Annotated in this window: 9 protein-coding genes and 1 tRNA gene; 3 read left to right on the top strand and 7 right to left on the bottom strand. The window is 39.1% G+C overall.

What is annotated here, in order from left to right:
* Positions 1 to 117 precede the first annotated feature (117 nt).
* The 3 genes from GFO_RS01790 to GFO_RS01780 form a co-directional block, all read right to left on the bottom strand.
* Complete coding sequence (locus GFO_RS01790) at positions 118 to 5148, bottom strand: HYR domain-containing protein (protein WP_011708297.1); 5031 nt, start codon at positions 5146 to 5148, stop codon at positions 118 to 120.
* Positions 5149 to 6401: 1253 nt separating this feature from the next.
* Positions 6402 to 6475, bottom strand: a tRNA-Arg gene (locus GFO_RS01785).
* Positions 6476 to 6554: 79 nt separating this feature from the next.
* Positions 6555 to 7004 (bottom strand): GatB/YqeY domain-containing protein, encoded by a 450-nt coding sequence (locus GFO_RS01780; RefSeq protein WP_041249969.1) that lies wholly within the window; start codon positions 7002 to 7004, stop codon positions 6555 to 6557.
* A gap of 104 nt (positions 7005 to 7108) precedes the next feature.
* Between GFO_RS01780 and GFO_RS01775 the strand changes: the two genes are divergently transcribed.
* Genes GFO_RS01775 through GFO_RS01765 form a run of 3 tightly spaced genes read left to right on the top strand, consistent with a single transcriptional unit; the run spans position 7109 to position 11774 of the window.
* The gene (locus GFO_RS01775; protein WP_011708294.1) at positions 7109 to 8014 is read left to right on the top strand and encodes an alpha/beta hydrolase; all 906 of its coding nucleotides are present in this window, start codon (positions 7109 to 7111) and stop codon (positions 8012 to 8014) included.
* A complete protein-coding gene (locus GFO_RS01770) occupies positions 8011 to 9204 on the top strand; it encodes a PHP domain-containing protein (protein ID WP_011708293.1) in 1194 nt (397 codons plus the stop codon). Before GFO_RS01775 ends, GFO_RS01770 begins: the two co-directional genes overlap by 4 nt.
* Entirely contained in the window at positions 9201 to 11774 is a 2574-nt protein-coding gene (locus GFO_RS01765; RefSeq protein ID WP_011708292.1) for a glycoside hydrolase family 2, read from the top strand. The genes GFO_RS01770 and GFO_RS01765 overlap by 4 nt, the downstream gene beginning before the upstream one ends.
* 173 nt (positions 11775 to 11947) lie before the next feature.
* On the opposite strand, the gene bglX is transcribed toward GFO_RS01765, so the two are convergent.
* The 4 genes from bglX to GFO_RS01745 are packed head-to-tail and all read right to left on the bottom strand — an operon-like array spanning position 11948 to position 18239.
* Positions 11948 to 14221, bottom strand: coding sequence for a beta-glucosidase BglX (gene bglX, locus GFO_RS01760; RefSeq protein WP_011708291.1), 2274 nt, complete (start codon positions 14219 to 14221; stop codon positions 11948 to 11950).
* Between the two features lie 36 nt (positions 14222 to 14257).
* A complete protein-coding gene (locus GFO_RS01755; RefSeq protein WP_011708290.1) occupies positions 14258 to 16060 on the bottom strand; it encodes a family 43 glycosylhydrolase in 1803 nt (600 codons plus the stop codon).
* A 6-nt stretch (positions 16061 to 16066) separates the two neighbouring features.
* Positions 16067 to 16870 carry a carboxylesterase family protein gene (locus tag GFO_RS01750; protein ID WP_011708289.1) on the bottom strand — a complete coding sequence of 268 codons (804 nt, stop codon included), beginning with the start codon at positions 16868 to 16870 and terminating at the stop codon, positions 16067 to 16069.
* Positions 16860 to 18239 (bottom strand): glucoamylase family protein, encoded by a 1380-nt coding sequence (locus tag GFO_RS01745; protein WP_011708288.1) that lies wholly within the window; start codon positions 18237 to 18239, stop codon positions 16860 to 16862. The genes GFO_RS01750 and GFO_RS01745 overlap by 11 nt, the downstream gene beginning before the upstream one ends.
* Positions 18240 to 18271: the final 32 nt, after the last annotated feature.

Here is an 18271-nt window from a genome sequence, read left to right as displayed (position 1 = left end):
AGGCTTAAAAAAAACAAAATTTCGATAGAACTACTATTATTTAAATAGATGACTTAGACTAAAAAATAAAATCCGGCCTGATACCGGATTTTATTCAAATTTATATATTTCTCTACCTTATTTTATTATAATCTGTTTTTCATAAGTTTTTCCTGAGCCTGTGGATAATTTACAAATATAGATTCCACTCATAAGGTTATCCCGATTAAAAGTCACCTGAATAACTTCGTTTGCATCTACTACCTGTGAATACAAGCTTCTTACAAGTTTTCCATTAAAATCATAGATCACAAGGTCTGCCCGTACTCTTTCTTTTAAACTGAAACGTATTTCAGTTGAATAACTCATTGGATTTGGTGCAACTCCAAGTGAATTCAGGATTTCCAATGATTCTGGCTCCAGATTCTGAACTTCAGTTTTTTCTGTTAACTCTACATTTTTATTATTCTTAACTCCCCCTTTTGGTTTATGGATTACTATAGAGCCGCCACTGAGCGAGGTTGCAAGATCTGAACTTTCTGCTTCTCCCCGCTGATTATCATAAAGCACAACGCTGTTGGAATTATTTCCCCATATCTTGATCCTAAATTCATCAGGAGCGTTTTCCCCATTGGTATTTCCATCTATGGCAATTACTCTAAATCTATGATTCCCAATTCCATTAACGGTTCCATAGCCTGTATAAGTGGCTTTTTTTCCTGATATTACCAAGCTCATGTCATCGTGTTCAAAGCTTGAAAAATGAAGGTCACCCGCTTTAAATTGGAAGTTGGTATGACCATCAACTTCGTTCACATTGTTCCTGCCATTTTTATACTTGGCGTTGAAACCGAAGTTCGCTCTTCCTGTAGCATCCGCATAACCCCCTCCCATAGCACCTACTGGCGAATCTATCCAGCCACCACCGGTTACAAAACCATCGGTAGGATCAAATATGACTATATACTCGTACTGAAGAGTTTGAATCTCGCCACAGGAATCTGTCACTTCTAGTTCTACTATATAAACTCCCGGCTCCGGAGTGAAACTTCCAGTAATAGTGTTTCCTTCTATACAATCCTCACAAGAATACGTATATATATCTACAACCGCATCATTCGTAATTAACCTCCAGGTTGCAGACTCCAAATTGTTATCTGTAAATTGAGCAGTTAAAGTTATTTCAGTTCCAACTTGAACAGGTCCTACAGGGCCACTAAGACTATTTATTACTGGAGCTTCATTCGTTACAGTTACTTTAAATTTACAAGCAGTTTGATTACCTGCAACATCTTTTACTGTCCAGGTAACTTCTGTTTCTCCTTCTTTAAATATAGCCCCTGCTAAAGTAGATGAGTTATTGTAATCATTAGAAGCAGTGGCACCTGAACAATTATCATCAAAGCTAGGATCAAATTCAGTACTTATAACTGTATAGGAACAAGTTCCCGCATCATTGGCTCTTGTTTGATTAGATGGACAGGTAATTGATGGATCAGTTTCATCCTGAGCGGTCAATACCACGGTAGCTGTATCTGTATTTCCAGCAGCATCCGTAGCGGTTACTTCAACATTAATCGTTTCTCCATCAATAGCAGTTACTACTGTTCCGGCTGTTGGAAGTTGGGTAATCGTTGTTCCAGCACAATTGTCGGTTGCAGATCCGGTCACATCCGGAACTACTATCGAACAATTCTCGCCAAGGATTACATCCTGATTGGCCGCTGCAGTTAGGATCGGATCAGTTTCATCCTGAGCGGTCAATACCACGGTAGCTGTATCTGTATTTCCGGCAGCATCTGTAGCGGTTACTCCAACATTGATTGTTTCTCCATCAATAGCAGTTACTATTGTTCCAGCTGTTGGAAGTTGGGTAAAAGTAGTGCCCGCACAATTGTCGGTTGCAGATCCGGTGACATCCGGAACTACTATCGAACAATTCTCGCCAAGGATTACATCCTGATTAGCCCCTGCAGTAAGTACCGGATCAGTTTCATCCTGAGCGGTCAATACAACTGAAGCGATATCCGTATTTCCAGCAGCATCAGTAGCTGTTACTTCAACCTCAATCGTCTCCCCATCAATGGCGGTTACTACTGTTCCGGCTGTTGGAAGTTGGGTAATCGTTGTTCCAGCACAATTGTCGGTTGCAGATCCGGTGACATCAGGAACTATTATAGAACAATTCTCACCAAGAACTACATCCTGATTAGCCCCTGCGGTAATTATCGGATCAGTTTCATCCTGAGCAGTCAATATCACAGTAGCTGTATCTGTATTTCCGGCAGCATCAGTAGCTGTTACTTCAACATTTACAGTCTCTCCATCAATGGTGCTTACTACTGTTCCGGCTGTTGGAAGTTGGGTAATCGTTGTTCCAGCACAATTGTCGGTTGCAGATCCGGTTACATCCGGAACTACTATCGAACAATTCTCACCAAGGATTACATCCTGATTAACGCCTGCGGTAAGGACAGGATCAGTTTCATCCTGGGCAGTCAGTATTACATTAGCAGTGTCTGTGTTTCCAGCAGCATCCGTAGCCGTTACTTCAACATTAATGGTTTCTCCATCAATGGCGGTCACTACTGTTCCGGCTGTTGGAAGTTGGGTAATAGTAGTGCCCTCGCAATTATCGGTTGCAGATCCGGTCACATCCGGAACTATTATAGAACAATTCTCGCCAAGGACAACCTCCTGGTTGGCACCTGCGTTAAGGACAGGATCAGTTTCATCCTGGGCAGTCAGTATTACATTAGCAGTGTCTGTATTTCCAGCAGCATCCGTAGCCGTTACTTCAACATTAATGGTTTCTCCATCAATGGCGGTTACTACTGTTCCGGCTATTGGAAGTTGGGTAATCGTTGTTCCAGCACAATTGTCGGTTGCAGATCCGGTGACATCCGGAACTACTATTGAACAATTCTCGCCAAGAATTACATCCTGGTTGGCCGCTGCAGTAAGTACAGGATCAGTTTCATCCTGAGCGGTCAATACCACGGTAGCTGTATCTGTGTTTCCAGCAGCATCCGTAGCGGTTACTTCAACATTGATTGTATCTCCGTCAATAGCGGTCACTACTGTTCCGGCTGTTGGAAGTTGGGTAATCGTTGTTCCAGCACAATTGTCGGTTGCAGATCCGGTTACATCCGGAACTACTATCGAACAATTCTCGCCAAGAATTACATCCTGATTAGCCCCTGCGGTAAGTATCGGATCAGTTTCATCCTGAGCAGTCAGTATTACACTAGCAGTGTCTGTGTTTCCAGCAGCATCCGTAGCCGTTACTTCAATATTAATGGTCTCTCCATCAATAGCAGTTACTACTGTTCCGGCTGTTGGAAGTTGGGTAATCGTTGTACCCACACAATTGTCGGTTGCAGATCCGGTGACATCAGGAACTACTATCGAACAATTCTCACCAAGAATTACATACTGATTTGCAGCTGCAGTAAGTACAGGATCAGTTTCATCCTGAGCGGTAAGTACTACTGTTGCTTCATCGGTATTTCCAGCGGCATCGGTAGCCGTTACTTCAATATTAATGATCTCTCCATCAATAGCAGTTACTACTGTTCCGGCTGTTGGAAGTTGGGTAAACGTTGTTCCAGCACAATTGTCGGTTGCAGATCCGGTTACATCCGGAACTATTATCGAGCAATTCTCGCCAAGGATTACATCCTGATTAGCCCCTGCAGTAAGTATCGGATCAGTTTCATCCTGAGCGGTCAATACCACAGAAGCGATATCGGTATTTCCGGCAGCATCTGTAGCGGTCACTTCAACATTAATCGTTTCTCCATCAATAGCAGTTACTATTGTTCCAGCTGTTGGAAGTTGGGTAATAGTAGTGCCCGCACAATTGTCGGTTGCAGATCCGGTGACATCCGGAACTACTATCGAACAATTCTCGCCAAGAACAACCTCCTGGTTGGCAGCTGCGGTAAGGACTGGATCAGTTTCGTCCTGAGCAGTCAGTATAACATTAACGGTATCTGTATTTCCAGCAGCATCCGTAGCCGTTACTTCAACATTAATGATCTCTCCATCAATAGCAGTCACCACTGTTCCGGCTGTTGGAAGTTGGGTAATCATTGTGCCCGCACAATTGTCGGTTGCAGATCCGGTGACATCAGGAACTATTATCGAACAATTCTCGCCAAGAACTACATCCTGGTTAGCGCCTGCGGTAAGGACAGGAGGGCCATCGTCGGTCACTGTCACCGCAAAACTCTCCTTATCATTCCCACAACTATTGCCAGCAGTAACAGTGACATTTGTTACTCCCACATTAAACAAAGACCCACTACCAGTTCCAGAAGTGCTATTCGTAACCGTAGCACCAGTAGTAGAATAAGTATAAGAAAAAGGTGGTGTTCCCGCTGTTGTTGAAACATTATAGCTAATTACTGAACCGCAACTATCAGCGGCACTATTGGAGATAATATTAGATGGCACATTTATTACTGGTACTGTGCAAGCAGTACCATCCACAATTAAAATAGCTAAAATAGTATCTCCATCCGAGGGTGAAATATTAAATTGATAAGAACCAGCTAATACTGCGCTTCCTACATTTAATGTAAGGGTGGAGTTGAGAACTATATTGGGATTTTGCTTTGGATAGTTCAAGGTTGAAGGAGAAAAACTGGCAGTCACCCCAGGCGGAAGACTATTAGCTGTTAGAGCTACTGAAAATGCATTTCCTGCACCATCTCTTTGAGCATTTATTAAAAACGTCACATTACCTCCTGTTCCGCTATTAACTGCACCATTTTGGCTACCAGCAGACAACACTACCGAATTCCCGTCCGTAAAATAAGTAAAAGCCTTCCTTCCTGTTGTTGCTCCTACCACCTCAACTTTAAAAGCCACACCTAAATGCCTTTCCAAAATTGGAAAATTGATAACAAAATTTCCATTTTCATCAACAGTTGTATCGTGATAGTCGTGAATGTGATCCACCACCGGGGCTTCATTAAAATGAACGTTGACAATAGAGTCCCCTGTCCAACCCTTTCCAGTAATAATTGCTGTCTCTCCGGGAGCATAGTCATCTTTATCTGATGTTACCGACTGCGCAACACCCATAAACACATTTAATAACAGGAAAAAACAAAGGAAAAAGAAACTCCTTATTTTACCCGTTTCAGGTAAATAATTCTTCATAATAGTTGGTTTTAGTTGAGAACTAGTTTTGAATATCTTTAGGGATAGATATCCATATGTAGGTAATTTGAGAAAAGGGAATTCGTTAACTATAATTTTCTAAAACACAGTGAATTAACAATTTTTTTAGATTTGTTTTAATTAAAAATATATTTTTTCGAAGAATTGCGAGTTTAAATCGACAAAAAACCTAATTCGGAAGTATCTAAATTACAGCAAAGATAATTTTATACTAATTTAGTATCAAAATGAGCCCTAAATTAAATACCTATCAAAGATTTAATACTAACCTTAAAAATAAATGAATATTGAACTTTGTTTTAGCCCCGGTTTGAAATTGTGATATTTCACCTCATACTTAATAAGTATCTATGAAGTAATAATGTATTTAAAATTATCCTGATTATGCCAGATTTTTTTTACAATCCAAAAAGGTTATATCTGTCTTCTTAATTAATTAGGTAAGATATTTAAAGACAATATATACGGCAAGCAAAACGCTTAGGCCCAAAACTATGTTACGGTAAAGGTTGCTATAATCCTGAATCATTTTCTTGGTTTTAATTGGTGCTATCAATTTAATCAGGTTTAAAAAGATTAAATACTAGGGTTTTCCCCTATTTTTAATGCAGACCATTTTTTCGTAAACCTGCTTAAAATATATTCGTTTATAAATAATTTCTAATTGAAGTATTTGAAAATACTGGCAATTCCATATTTTCGCCGTCCATAAATTTTAACCATATAACCGTCAGGTTACGGAAATCCATAAAAACTCTACGTCAAAATTTATAGCTTTGGATTATAATAGAATTGAACTAAGAGAAATAGTTTAGATTTCATGCCAGATCAAAAAGATAAGATAACTGAGTAGGGTCGGTTTGATTTATCTGATCTGGCATTTTTTATAAAATAAAAAATCGTAAAGCATTTAGCTTTACGATTTTTTCAGCTTTATCATTTCGCCGCGCGCATCCTGCAAAGCTCCGCTTTGAAAATAGTTCAATAAGAAAAAACGCTCAGGTGAGCCTGGTGTTTTCTAACTTCATCATAAGGATTCGCATAGCGCATCCTGCAAAGCTCCGCTTTGAAAATAGTTCAATAAGAAAAAACGCTCAAGCGAGCTTGGCGTTTTCTAACTTCATCATAAGGATTCGCATAGCGCATCCTGCAAAGCTCCGCTTTGAAAATAGTTCAATAAGAAAAAACGCTCAAGCGAGCTTGGCGTTTTTTCTTATTGAACTATTTATTCGTGACCCCGGCAGGATTCAAACCTGCAACCCTCAGAGCCGAAATCTGATGCGCTATTCAGTTGCGCCACGGGGCCGTTATCAGTTATCAGAAAATTAAATCGTTCCTAAAAAACCTTTTCTGACACTTCTCACTATTTACTCCTTACTTTTAACTTAACTCAATTTCTTTTTTACGATCATGGATATTGTTTTCCCATCAGCTTTACCAGCTAACTTTCCAGAGGCCATTCCCATTACTTTACCCATATCCTGCATTCCGGAAGCTCCGGTTTCAGCTATGATCTTTTCAACTTCAGCTTCAATTTCAGCTTCACTCATTTGCTCAGGTAGAAACTGCTCAATCACTGCAGCCTGCTCCAACTCCGGTTCAGCAAGATCTTCTCTCCCCTGCTCCTTATAGATTTGAGCGCTATCCTTACGCTGCTTTACCAATTTCTGTAAAAGTTTATTTTCTTCTTCTTCAGATAATCCATCTTTTGAAGATGATTCGGTATTAGCCAGTAAAATAGCTCCTTTAACAGCTCTTAATGCCTCAAGCTTAGTACTGTCTTTAGCTTTCATCGCGACCTTCATTTCGGCCATCACTTTTTCCTGTAAACTCATAACGCAAAAATTGTTGGTGCGAAGATAAAATTTTCTACTTGATTTCACCACTTATTTATCCTTTCAAAATTGAGTATATTCAAGGTCTTAAATGAAAAATTACAATGAAACGAATTTTATATTTCTTTTTTTTCATACTTATCTTTCAAAGTGCTGAAGCTCAGGAAAAATACATAGACAGTCTTTATAAGGTTCAAAAAGTTCAGACGGAAATTTATGCCGAAAAAGACAGTGAAAAACTGATCATTGACTTATATCAACCTTTAAATTCAGAAAAAGAAAGACCTCTGATCATCTTTATGCATGGTGGCGGATTTGCAGGAGGTAACCCAAAAAATCCTCAGGAAGTGAAATTTGCGAAACTGGCGGCCTCCAGAGGTTATGCCGTTGGACTTATATCCTATCGGCTTGTTAGAAAAGGAGAGAAAAATGGCTTTGGATGTGATTTTGAAGCTTCGGGAAAAATAAAAACTTTTCAATTTGCTGCGGATGATTTTATGGATGCTGTGAAATTCATGAAAGACAATGCTGAAAAGTTCAATATTGATTCGGATAAAATAATCGTGGGTGGAAGTAGCGCTGGTGCTGAAGGCGTTTTAAATGCAGTCTATAATCCAGACCTCATGTTCGATAATTCTGAAAAATATTCAGATGTTAAGATTTCTGCTGTGATTTCATTGGCCGGGGCTATCGCAGATGTGAGATATTTGAATAAAAAACAGGCAATTCCCGGAATCTTTTTTCATGGCACCGATGATAACCTGGTGCCCTATGCAACGGCGCCACACCATTACTGCGAAAACGCTGCACCGGGATATCTCATTCTGGACGGCTCTAAAACTATCGTTGAGAAACTTGAAGAACTTAATTCTTCCTACCTATTCTACAGTTTTCAGGATGCACGTCATGAGATCTCAGGAATGCCTTTTGAGTACTTACCAGATGTATTTAAATTCCTGAAACAGGTAGTTTTTGAAAAGAATAAAATTCAATCAAGCATATATAAATGAATAAATATTTCAAAATATTAAGCCTGGTTCTGGCAATTTTCAGCTTTTCAACAACCACTGCCCAGGAAAGTAAGTGGTATAAGGGAAACCTACACACACATTCTTACTGGAGTGACGGGGACGAGTTTCCAGAAATGATCATGGAATGGTACAAAGATCATGACTACCAATTTGTAGCATTATCAGACCATAATATTATTGCTGAAGGAGTAAAAGCTAAGATAATTCCGCAGGAGAAGATCTATCAGAAAGCCTTTAAAAAATACCTGAAAAAATATGGAAAAGACTGGATAAATTATCGAGAAACAACCAAGGGTATTCAGGTTCAGTTAAAAACCCTGAAAGAGTTCAAACCACTTTTCGAAGAGCCTGAAAAATTTATGATTTTCAAGGCAGAAGAAGTTACTTCTTATCTGGATGATAAAGCGGTACATATGGGAGCGATTAATATTGAGAATGTTATAGAACCACAAAAAGGCGCTACCATTGTCGAACTTATTCAGAATAATCTTGATGCTATAAAAGAGCATGAAAAGAAAATAGGCCGGCCGGTGTTGCAGCATCTTAACCATCCCAATTTCACCTATGCTATTACTGCCGAAGACATCAAACAAATTAATGGCGAGCGTTTTTTTGAAGTTTTTAATGGTCATCCATATGTAAATAATTACGGAGATAGTATTCATGACAGTACAGAGGAAATGTGGGATCAGGTAAATATTGCCTATCATTCTATGAAAAAACCTTTATTACTTGGAATTGCTACAGATGACAGCCATCATTACCACAAATTCGGATCAAAATGGAGTAATGCCGGAAGGGGCTGGGTGGTGGTAAAGTCCGAAACCCTCCATCCAACAAATATTATCGAGGCTATGGAAAGAGGAGATTTCTATGCCAGTACAGGCGTTGAACTTTTAGAATTAAAATTCGAGAATAACAAGCTTAGTATTGAAGTTCAGGCAGAAAATAATGTGAATTATGATATTCAGTTCATCGGAGTAAAAAAAGGTTCAACTAAAAGCGAAATATTTCAATCTATAAATGGAGCAAAAGCCTCTTATGAATTACCGGAAGACGTGATATTTGTAAGAGCAAAGATTGTCTCAGATAAGGAAAAAGAGAACCCATATCAAAAGGGAGATACTGAAGTAGCCTGGACACAACCTGTATCAAAAAAACAACCATGAAATTGTTGAAATATCTAGCATTCCTCCTATTCTTTATTGCTACAAAAACTGAGGCGCAAAGGTTGGTAAAAACCATCAATTCGGGATGGGAGTTCCATTTAGAGAATTCTGAAGAAATTAAAAAAATAAACATTCCGCATACCTGGAATGCAAAAGATGCTTTTATAGATAATAAAGAGTATTTCCGCGGAACAGGAATTTATGAAAAGCAATTAGTTGTCCCCGACCACTGGAATAAAAAAGCTGTTTTTATAAGATTTGAAGGAGCCAATCAAAAAACCAGTCTTTTTATAAATGATAAACTAGCCGGAACACATATTGGTGGTTATACCGCTTTTGTTTTTGAAATCACCAAATTTCTAAATGCTGGCAGTGCGAATTCTATCCGTATCGAAGTTGATAATAGTCATAATCCTGATATCCCTCCTTTGGAAGCCGATTTCAATTTTTACGGCGGAATATATCGCGATTTGGAATTAATTATTACCGGGAAAAGCCATTTTCAATTAGAAGGTGAGGCGGCCGGAAATCTACTTATTAAGACTCCTGAAGTCAATAAAGAAAACGCAAAAGTGGTATTTAATGGACAGGTTGCGAATTTTAATCAAAATTTAGACCTGAAAATTCAAATTACCGATCCTTCCGGTAATAAGGTTTCAGCTTATGATAAAACGCTAACCACCGAAGAATTTTCCATAGATTTCAGCATAGAAAATCCAGAATTATGGTCTCCAGATCATCCAGAACTTTACACTTTAGAGGCTAATCTCATAGATTCCGCATCGGGTGAAACACTGGATTCTTATTCTTCAAAATTTGGTTGCCGCTGGTTTAAAGCCGATCCTGAAAAAGGTTTTTTACTAAATGGAAAACCCATAAAACTTATTGGAGCCAATCGGCACCAGGATTTTGAAAATATGGGAAATGCTGTTCCTAATGCTATCCATCGAAAAGATTATCAGATGATAAAGGACATGGGTGCTAATTTTATAAGAACCGCCCACTATCCCCAGGATCCTGAAGTTTACCGTATTTGTGATGAACTTGGATTGCTCGTCTGGACAGAAGTTCCCGTAATAAATGATGTTACAGATTCTGAAGCATATCATCAAAACGCAATCGATATGCAGCGAGAGCAAATCCTACAACTCTACAACCACCCTTCCATCGTTTTCTGGGGATATATGAATGAAATTTTTATCAGACTTGTTTTTACTGGCGATATGAGTGAAGTAGATAAAAATGCAAAAATTAAAACCAGTGTTGCACTGGCAAAAAAACTGGAGGCCGAAACAAAAAAGCTGGATACTTCCAGATTAAGTGTAATGGCATTACATGAAAATGATCTTTATAACACTTCCGGCATTGCAGATATTCCCGATGTTATTGGCTGGAATCTTTATTTTGGATGGTATACCATGGGCCTTGAAAACCTTGGGAAATTCCTTGATGAACAACATAAGAAGTATCCTGAAAGACCGATTCTCATTTCAGAATATGGCCCTGGAAGTGATTCCAGAATCCAAACCAACGATCCAAAACCCTGGGATTATAGTGAAGCTTATCAGTTAAAGAGCCATGTGAGTTATTTAAATCAGGTTATTGAAAGAGATTATATGTTAGGAATGGCCGCATGGAATTTTGCCGATTTTGGTTCTTCGGGAAGGCAGGATAGCCGGCCGTATATAAATCAGAAAGGACTGGTGAATTTTAACCGGGAACCTAAAGATGTCTATTACTATTACAAAGCCAGGTTGACAGATAAAGACTTTGTATATATCGCCGGAAAAAATTTTGAGCACAGATTTATCAAAAAAGATCAGCCTGTTCTTATCAAAGTTTTTTCAAATGCTGAACAAGTTGAATTGACGATTAATGATACGCCAGGGAAAACCTCGGGAGTTATAGATAACATTGCCACTTTCAGCCTAAACCTGCCAGAAGGAAAGCATTTAATAAAAGCAGTTTCAGGAGATGCAACATTTCAGAGACATATTGAAGTAAGGTTCCGTGTAAACCTCATCAAGGATTTGAACAAAAATCCCATTACCATAAATGTAGGAAGCCATAGCGATTTTATTGATGAAGAAACCGGCGAGATCTGGATAGCTGACCAGGCATTTTCAGAAAATAATTTTGGATATATGGGAGGAGAAACGTTTCAACAATCCGAAAATAAATTCCAGGGAACTGCTGCAAATATCAAGCTGACTGCAAAAGAACCTGTTTATCAAACTATGAGACAAGGTCTAAACTCCTATAATTTTGAAGTGCCAGAAGGAACGTATAGAGTTTCATTGCTTATGACAGAACCAAATAGAGCTGCCTCCACTAATAATATTTACAACCTTGGATCTGACCAGAAAAACTTTTCAGAAGAGACAAGGGTTTTTGATATTTTGATAAATGAGCAGATGGTAGAAAATGACCTGAATCTCGCTGCAGATTATGGAGTTCTACAGGCGGTGGAACTTAATTACGAAATAGTCACTGAGGAAAATATAAAGATTGAATTCAGGAGTAAATCTGGCAAAACAATCCTTTCCGGAATTCGACTGGAGAAGCTATAAAAAAAGCCCCGGAGTAAAAATATACACCCGGGGCTAAATATATTATTCCTATATACAGGATTTCGTCACTCTGAACTTATTTCAGAGTCTCTATTATAGTGACTTATATTCTTATTAGATTCTGAAACAAGTTCAGAATAACGTCTTTTCTCAATTTACAATCTTTATAAGTTTTATTTTTTCAAGGTAAAAGAACCTTTAAAATCAGCATCTGAAGATCCTGCAATAAAGAAGTCAAATTCACCAGGTTCAGAAACATATTTTAAATCTGAATTATAAAATTTAAGATCTTCCGCGCTTATTTCAAAAGTCACAGTTTTGGACTCTCCTTTTTTCAGCATGATCTTTTTAAAACCTTTCAGTTCTTTGCCCGGAGGGGTAATACTTCTCACTTTATCGTGAATATAAAGCTGTACGGTTTCCTCTCCATCAAAATCACCAGTATTAGTAACGGTAGCGCTCAAACTCACAGTGGCGTTTGCTCCCAGTTCGTTTGAACTCGCCTTCACATCACTATATTCGAAATTCGTATAACTAAGTCCGTATCCAAATGCCAGTAACGGGGAATTTGGAGAATCAAGATAATTGGTCTTAAATTTCTGAAACTCTCCACTTTCAGGCTCCGGTCTTCCCGTAGTTTTCATTCGGTAATGAATAGGCACCTGTCCTACACTTCTAGGCCAGCTATTGGTTAATTTTCCTGAAGGGTTATAGTTCCCGAATAAAACGTCCCCAACGGCGTTCCCAGCCTCTACACCAGGATGCCAGATCTGCAAAATACTTACAGGAAGATCCATTTCTTCGGAAATATCCAAGGGTCTACCGCTCATTAGAACAAGCACCACTGGTTTTCCGGTATTGGCAAGTTCTCTAATTAATTTCTTCTGAGAATCTGGAATGGTAATATCTGTCCTACTCGCTGCTTCTCCACTCATTTCGGTAGCTTCCCCAACAACCGCAACGATCATTTCAGATTTTTTTGCCAGATCAAGAGCCTCCTTCAGTAGGGTTTCAGGAGACTCTTCAGAGATCTGTATACGTGGGCCAAAAACATTCACTTTTTTAGCAAATGTGCTGTCATCAGAGATATTTGCTCCTTTTGCATAATTAATAGTGGCATTTGGCGCAACATTCTTTAAACCTTCTAAAACAGGAATGGAAAGCGATGGATCTCCTGTAGGAGCCCAGGTTCCCAGCATATTATTCTTATTGTCGGCCAAAGGTCCTATCAAGGCGATATTCGAATTTTTAGCAAGCGGCAATGTATTTTCATGTTTCTTTAAAAGAACAAATGATCTCGTTGCAGCCTTTCTCGCAAAACTTCTGTTCTCTTCAGTAAGAATATCTTTTTCTGGTCTGCTTTCATCTGAATAACGATAAGGATCGTCAAGCAACCCTAGTTTATGCTTTGCTTCAAGAATTCTTCTAGCTGCAATGGTGATCTGCTCTTCGGAAACTTTACCTTCATCAACAGACTTTTTTAAGGTGGTAAGGAAACCTTCCCCAACCATATCCATATCCAGACCGGCATTAATTGCCAAAGCTGATACCGCCTGAAGATCACCCAATCCATGAGCGATCATTTCGTTTACTGAAGTATAATCTGAAACTACAAATCCGTCAAAGCCCCATCTTTCTCTTAAAAGATCTGTTAGCAACCACTTATTTCCTGAAGCAGGAATCCCGTCAATATCATTAAAAGAAGTCATCACACTTCCAACTCCCGCATCTACGGCTGCTTTATAAGGAGGGAAATATTCATTGAACATTTTTAGGCGGCTCATATCCACCGAATTGTAATCTCTTCCAGCTTCAGCAGCACCATATAAAGCCATATGTTTCACCGTGGCCATCATAGTATTGGGCTGAGTTAGATCTTCTCCCTGGTAACCCTGCACCATCGCTATGGCTACCTGAGATCCTAAGTATGGATCTTCGCCGGCACCTTCAGCAATACGACCCCATCGAGGATCTCTGGCAATATCAACCATTGGTGAAAAGTTCCAGTTAATCCCATCAGCGGTAGCTTCTTTTGCAGCTATTTGTGCTCCATTCTTTATCAATTCCATATCCCAGCTGGAAGAAAGTCCCAATGGAATTGGATAGGTGGTCTTATAACCATGAATAATATCTGAACCAATTAAAAGCGGAATTCCCAGTCGTGAAGACTTGACCGCAATATCCTGTGCCTGTCTCACTTTATCCGGACTTGAAACACCAAATACTCCTCCTACATTCCCGGCTTTGATCTTAGTTTCTACATCTTCACTTACTACAGAACCTGTAGCAATACCACCTCCGGGCGTCAATAAGTTTAATTGCCCTATCTTCTCCTCGAGCGTCATCTTTGCAAGCAACTTCTCTACCTGCGGAATCTTTTCCTGTGCCGACAGGAATGAAATTCCCATAAAAGCTATACAGAATATCGATAAATAAGTTCTCTTCATTGTCTTCTCTTTTGGTTATTTATTTAGTTGTTCGATTTATTTGACTAATATCGTCTCCGTTCTTTCTGAAATACCATTTTCATTGAAGGCTTCAATACTGAAGTAATACTGGGTATCACGATCCAGGTTACGCATAAAATGTTCATTTTTATCGTAGATTAACCAGGAATGATACAGTTTATCTGGAGCGATCCCCCAGCGAATATTGTAACCCTGAGCACCCTTTACCGGCTGCCAGGAAAAAGAGGCATTTCTACGATCATCTTCATGTGAAACCTCAAAGCCTTTAACCTTCGCAGGCTTCTTGCCTAAACCTTTCCCAAACACCCTGATTTCAGATAATGCCAGGTTCTTCCCGGGAACTTTTACGTTCTTGTAGCGAACGTATTTAGCTTTTACTGGTTGATTCAGGGTGATATAAGCATTGGGTGCATCTTCATAACTTTTGCTTCGGTCTACCACAGGTTCCCAATTATTTCCATCTTCTGAAACTTCCAGTGTAAAACGATGTTTTAAACCTTCAGTTCGGGTATAGATTCCTGATTCTTCATCATGAAAATTCAATTGAAAAGCATATATATTTCCGGGTGCAGGCATTTCAATCTTCACCCATTGTTTCTCATCATTGGCTTCAGCAACCCAAAATGATTTTGGACTTTCATCGGTTAAGACTTCCGAAATAATTTCACCTGCACTGTTTTTCTTCAGAGGCATTTCAGTGATGTCAAATTCCCCATCAGTGGAAGTACTTTTTCTAACCTGCATTTGCGAAGAGGAAACTGTTGTTTCTCCTTTGTAAGAAAGTAGCATCCAGCCGCTATGCTGGCCAGCTTTTGTTGGATGATCTGGCCCGAACAACGGATAATCGCCATAACTGGTATCTGTATACATTAAACCCTCCTGATCAAAATAGGTGGGAAACATTGCCAGACGGCGTTCCCAGTGAGAATTGGAAGCCAGAGCCATCGTGGCAAAATGCCAGTACTGGCCATTGGTTTGTTTCATGGTTACCCCATGGCCTGCACCATTGGTAAAACCACCCGGTTTAAAACTCACAGGATTATTTTTCATGTATTTAAAAGGACCAAGCGGAGTTTCTCCAACATAAGCAGCATCGGCATATACATTAAATTGTGTACCGGGCGCAGCATATTGCAAATAGTACTTACCATCATGTTTGGTCATCGAAGCACCTTCCATATATCCCTCCTTTAAGGTGGGATGGAAGTTATTTTCACCAAAACGTTCCCAGCCGTGCTCCTCCTCCACCAGGTTAATCAGTTCTTTTTGGACGCCTGTTTCAAGAAAACGATCATCCTTATCAAGCATCTTTACCTTTAATGGATGTACGTTCGAAGAGCCCCAATATAGATAAGTCTTACCATCATCGTCGATGAATAATTCCGAATCCTGGATATTATTAGAAATCGAAGCTGTTGGTTGCCATTTTCCATTTTTCGGATCATCGGTATAAAGAATACTCCCGTAACCTGCAGGATCACCCGCAAAGTACACCAGGGAATCTTTATAATTGAAAGCAGTTGGCGCATTGGAACCTTCAAAAAACCATTTTTCAGGTTTAATGAACTCCCAGTTGATAAGATCTTTAGAATGCCAGTATCCAAAAGATCGGGTAACAAACATAAAATATTCCCCACGAAACTCTATTACCGCCGGATCGGCTCCAGAACGATAGGAAATATTCTTACTGGAATTATATACCATATAAGTATAATCTATATCCAGTGGATTAATATAGGTTTCCGGAACTGCTTCCTGTGAATGAATGGTTATACTAAAAAGGAAAAAGGAAAATATGATAAGCTTAGTAAATTTCATTGTACTTTATTGCTTTTGTATTGAAAATAACCATGGTAACAAATAAGGTTCAGCAAATGCTGAATCCCAGCTATTGTGGTTATCATTAGGATATAGAGATAATTTCGCGTTACCTCCATGATGATTTATGTCTCTTGCCATATCTTTTGATAGTTCTGGTGGCACTACATCGTCTTTTTCACCATGAAAAATCCAAATATTTAAACCATCCTGGTATTCTGAAGCGATCTCTGGATTTGCCCCGCCGCAAATAGCAAAAGCCGCCGCGAACATATCAGGTCTTTTATAGAGTATCTCGTAAGTTCCCATTCCGCCCATTGAAAGTCCGCCAACATAGACCTGTTTTTCATTCACGAATTCTTCAGCAACCAGAGAATCCATTAATTTCATTACCAGATTTAATGATTTAGTAGGCTTCTCTTTATTCTTGAAATCAAATTGAAATGGCATGGTATCCCTTTTCACTTCTACCTTTGCCCAGTAATCTTCTTTAGGTGCCTGAGGAAATATTACAATTGACCCAAATTTTTCACGATTTTCAGCTTTCAGAAACAGATCACTCCCGTGCACTAATTGAGCTTCATTATCATCTCCTCTTTCTCCCGCACCATGTAAAACAAGTACAACAGGATACTCTTCTTCTTCTTCAGAAAAATTCTTTGGATAAAGAATTCTGTAGTTGAGCGTATCATTTTCAAAAATAAAATGCTCTTTTTTAAAGTCATCTTTTGTCTGAGCCTTCAATGTTAAAGGCAACAATAACAATATTGATCCAAAAGTTATCAGTAAATATTTCAATCTATTTTTCATATGTAAAACCTAAATTTTTTAATCCATTTTGTATCTCCGGAGCGCCCATAAACAAATCCCAGATCAATCCGGATCGATAGTTTTCTATCATCACCACCATTGGACCCTGGTCTATAGCAAGATACTTTGGAGCAACCCATTTTTCACCTTCCAGACTGAACGCATCATAAAATCCTGCCGGTCCCCAAAGAAGATCATTTAGATCTGTATAGAAATACCTCATTGCAGCTAAAGATTTTTCAGGAGTATATGGAATAGAGCTAATTGCTGCCGTTGGAGAAACCACTCCCTTGTCTGTATCTGGAGAATGGGCGGTATAACCAATTCCATCATTTTCATTCCGGGTATAACTAGCCGTTAAACCCCATGATTGCGGACTATAAGTTTTAAAATTCTTTGGGTTTTCCTGTGCATATTCATAGTTGATTAGCGTATGATTCACATTCAGATCCCAATAATTTGCATATTTATCTGAAAGTCCGTTTGGATCCAGACCTAAATAAGAATAATGGGCCCAGAATAAAGGGCCGCCTTTATCACCACGAGTATTGTGCTTCAATATTAAGGGTAAACCATAAGATTCCACATCTGTAGTGATATTTCCGCTGCGTGCCCACCCATTGTGATAAACTTCTGGATCTATGACATGAGCTGGGGAGGAGGCTGCCATTACATACGTAATAAGACATTCGTTATAACCTTCGATTTTAAAATCCATTTCCCATTCATAATCCGGTGACCAGTGCCAGTAGATACCATCTTTATTATTCGTGTACCAGTCCCACTCAATCCCTTTCCAGAGCTCATCATATTTATTCGCTACTGCTTTTTCCGCTTCTGAACCATTTTTAAGGTATTCTCTCACCACAATAAATCCTTGTGCCAGAAAGGAAGTTTCTACAATATCACCGCCATTATCTTTTTCCCCGAAGGCCTGAACATCTCCGGTTTCTCCATTTATCCAGTGTGACCATGCTCCATGAAATCGCGGTGTTGCTTTAAGAAAATCTGCAATTTTATCCAGCCTGGCAACTGCAGAGTCGCGTGGAATAAAATCTCTTTCAATTCCTGCAACTATTCCCATCAATCCAAAACCTGAACCACCCGTAGTTACCACATGAGCATCATTTTTAGGATATTCGCCATCTGGATGAAACCGTTCTCTGGCCATTCCACTATTGGGTTCAGCATAATCCCAAAAATATTTTAATGTTTGTCTTTGAACGGTATCCAATAAAGCTTCTTCTGAAAGCTGATCTTCATTAGAAGTTTTTTCTACTTTAGAATTTTCAGAATCTTTCTTATCATTCTTACAACCTGTGAGAACGGAAACAGAGAGTGCCAGTATTAATAATGATTTATTATACATTTGAGTGATAATTGAATTGTATATCCGTTTTT

Source organism: Christiangramia forsetii KT0803 (assembly GCF_000060345.1).
Taxonomy (GTDB): Bacteria; Bacteroidota; Bacteroidia; order Flavobacteriales; family Flavobacteriaceae; genus Christiangramia; species Christiangramia forsetii.
Note: the sequence above shows the minus strand (reverse complement) of the source record. Positions and strands in the feature narration are given on the sequence as shown.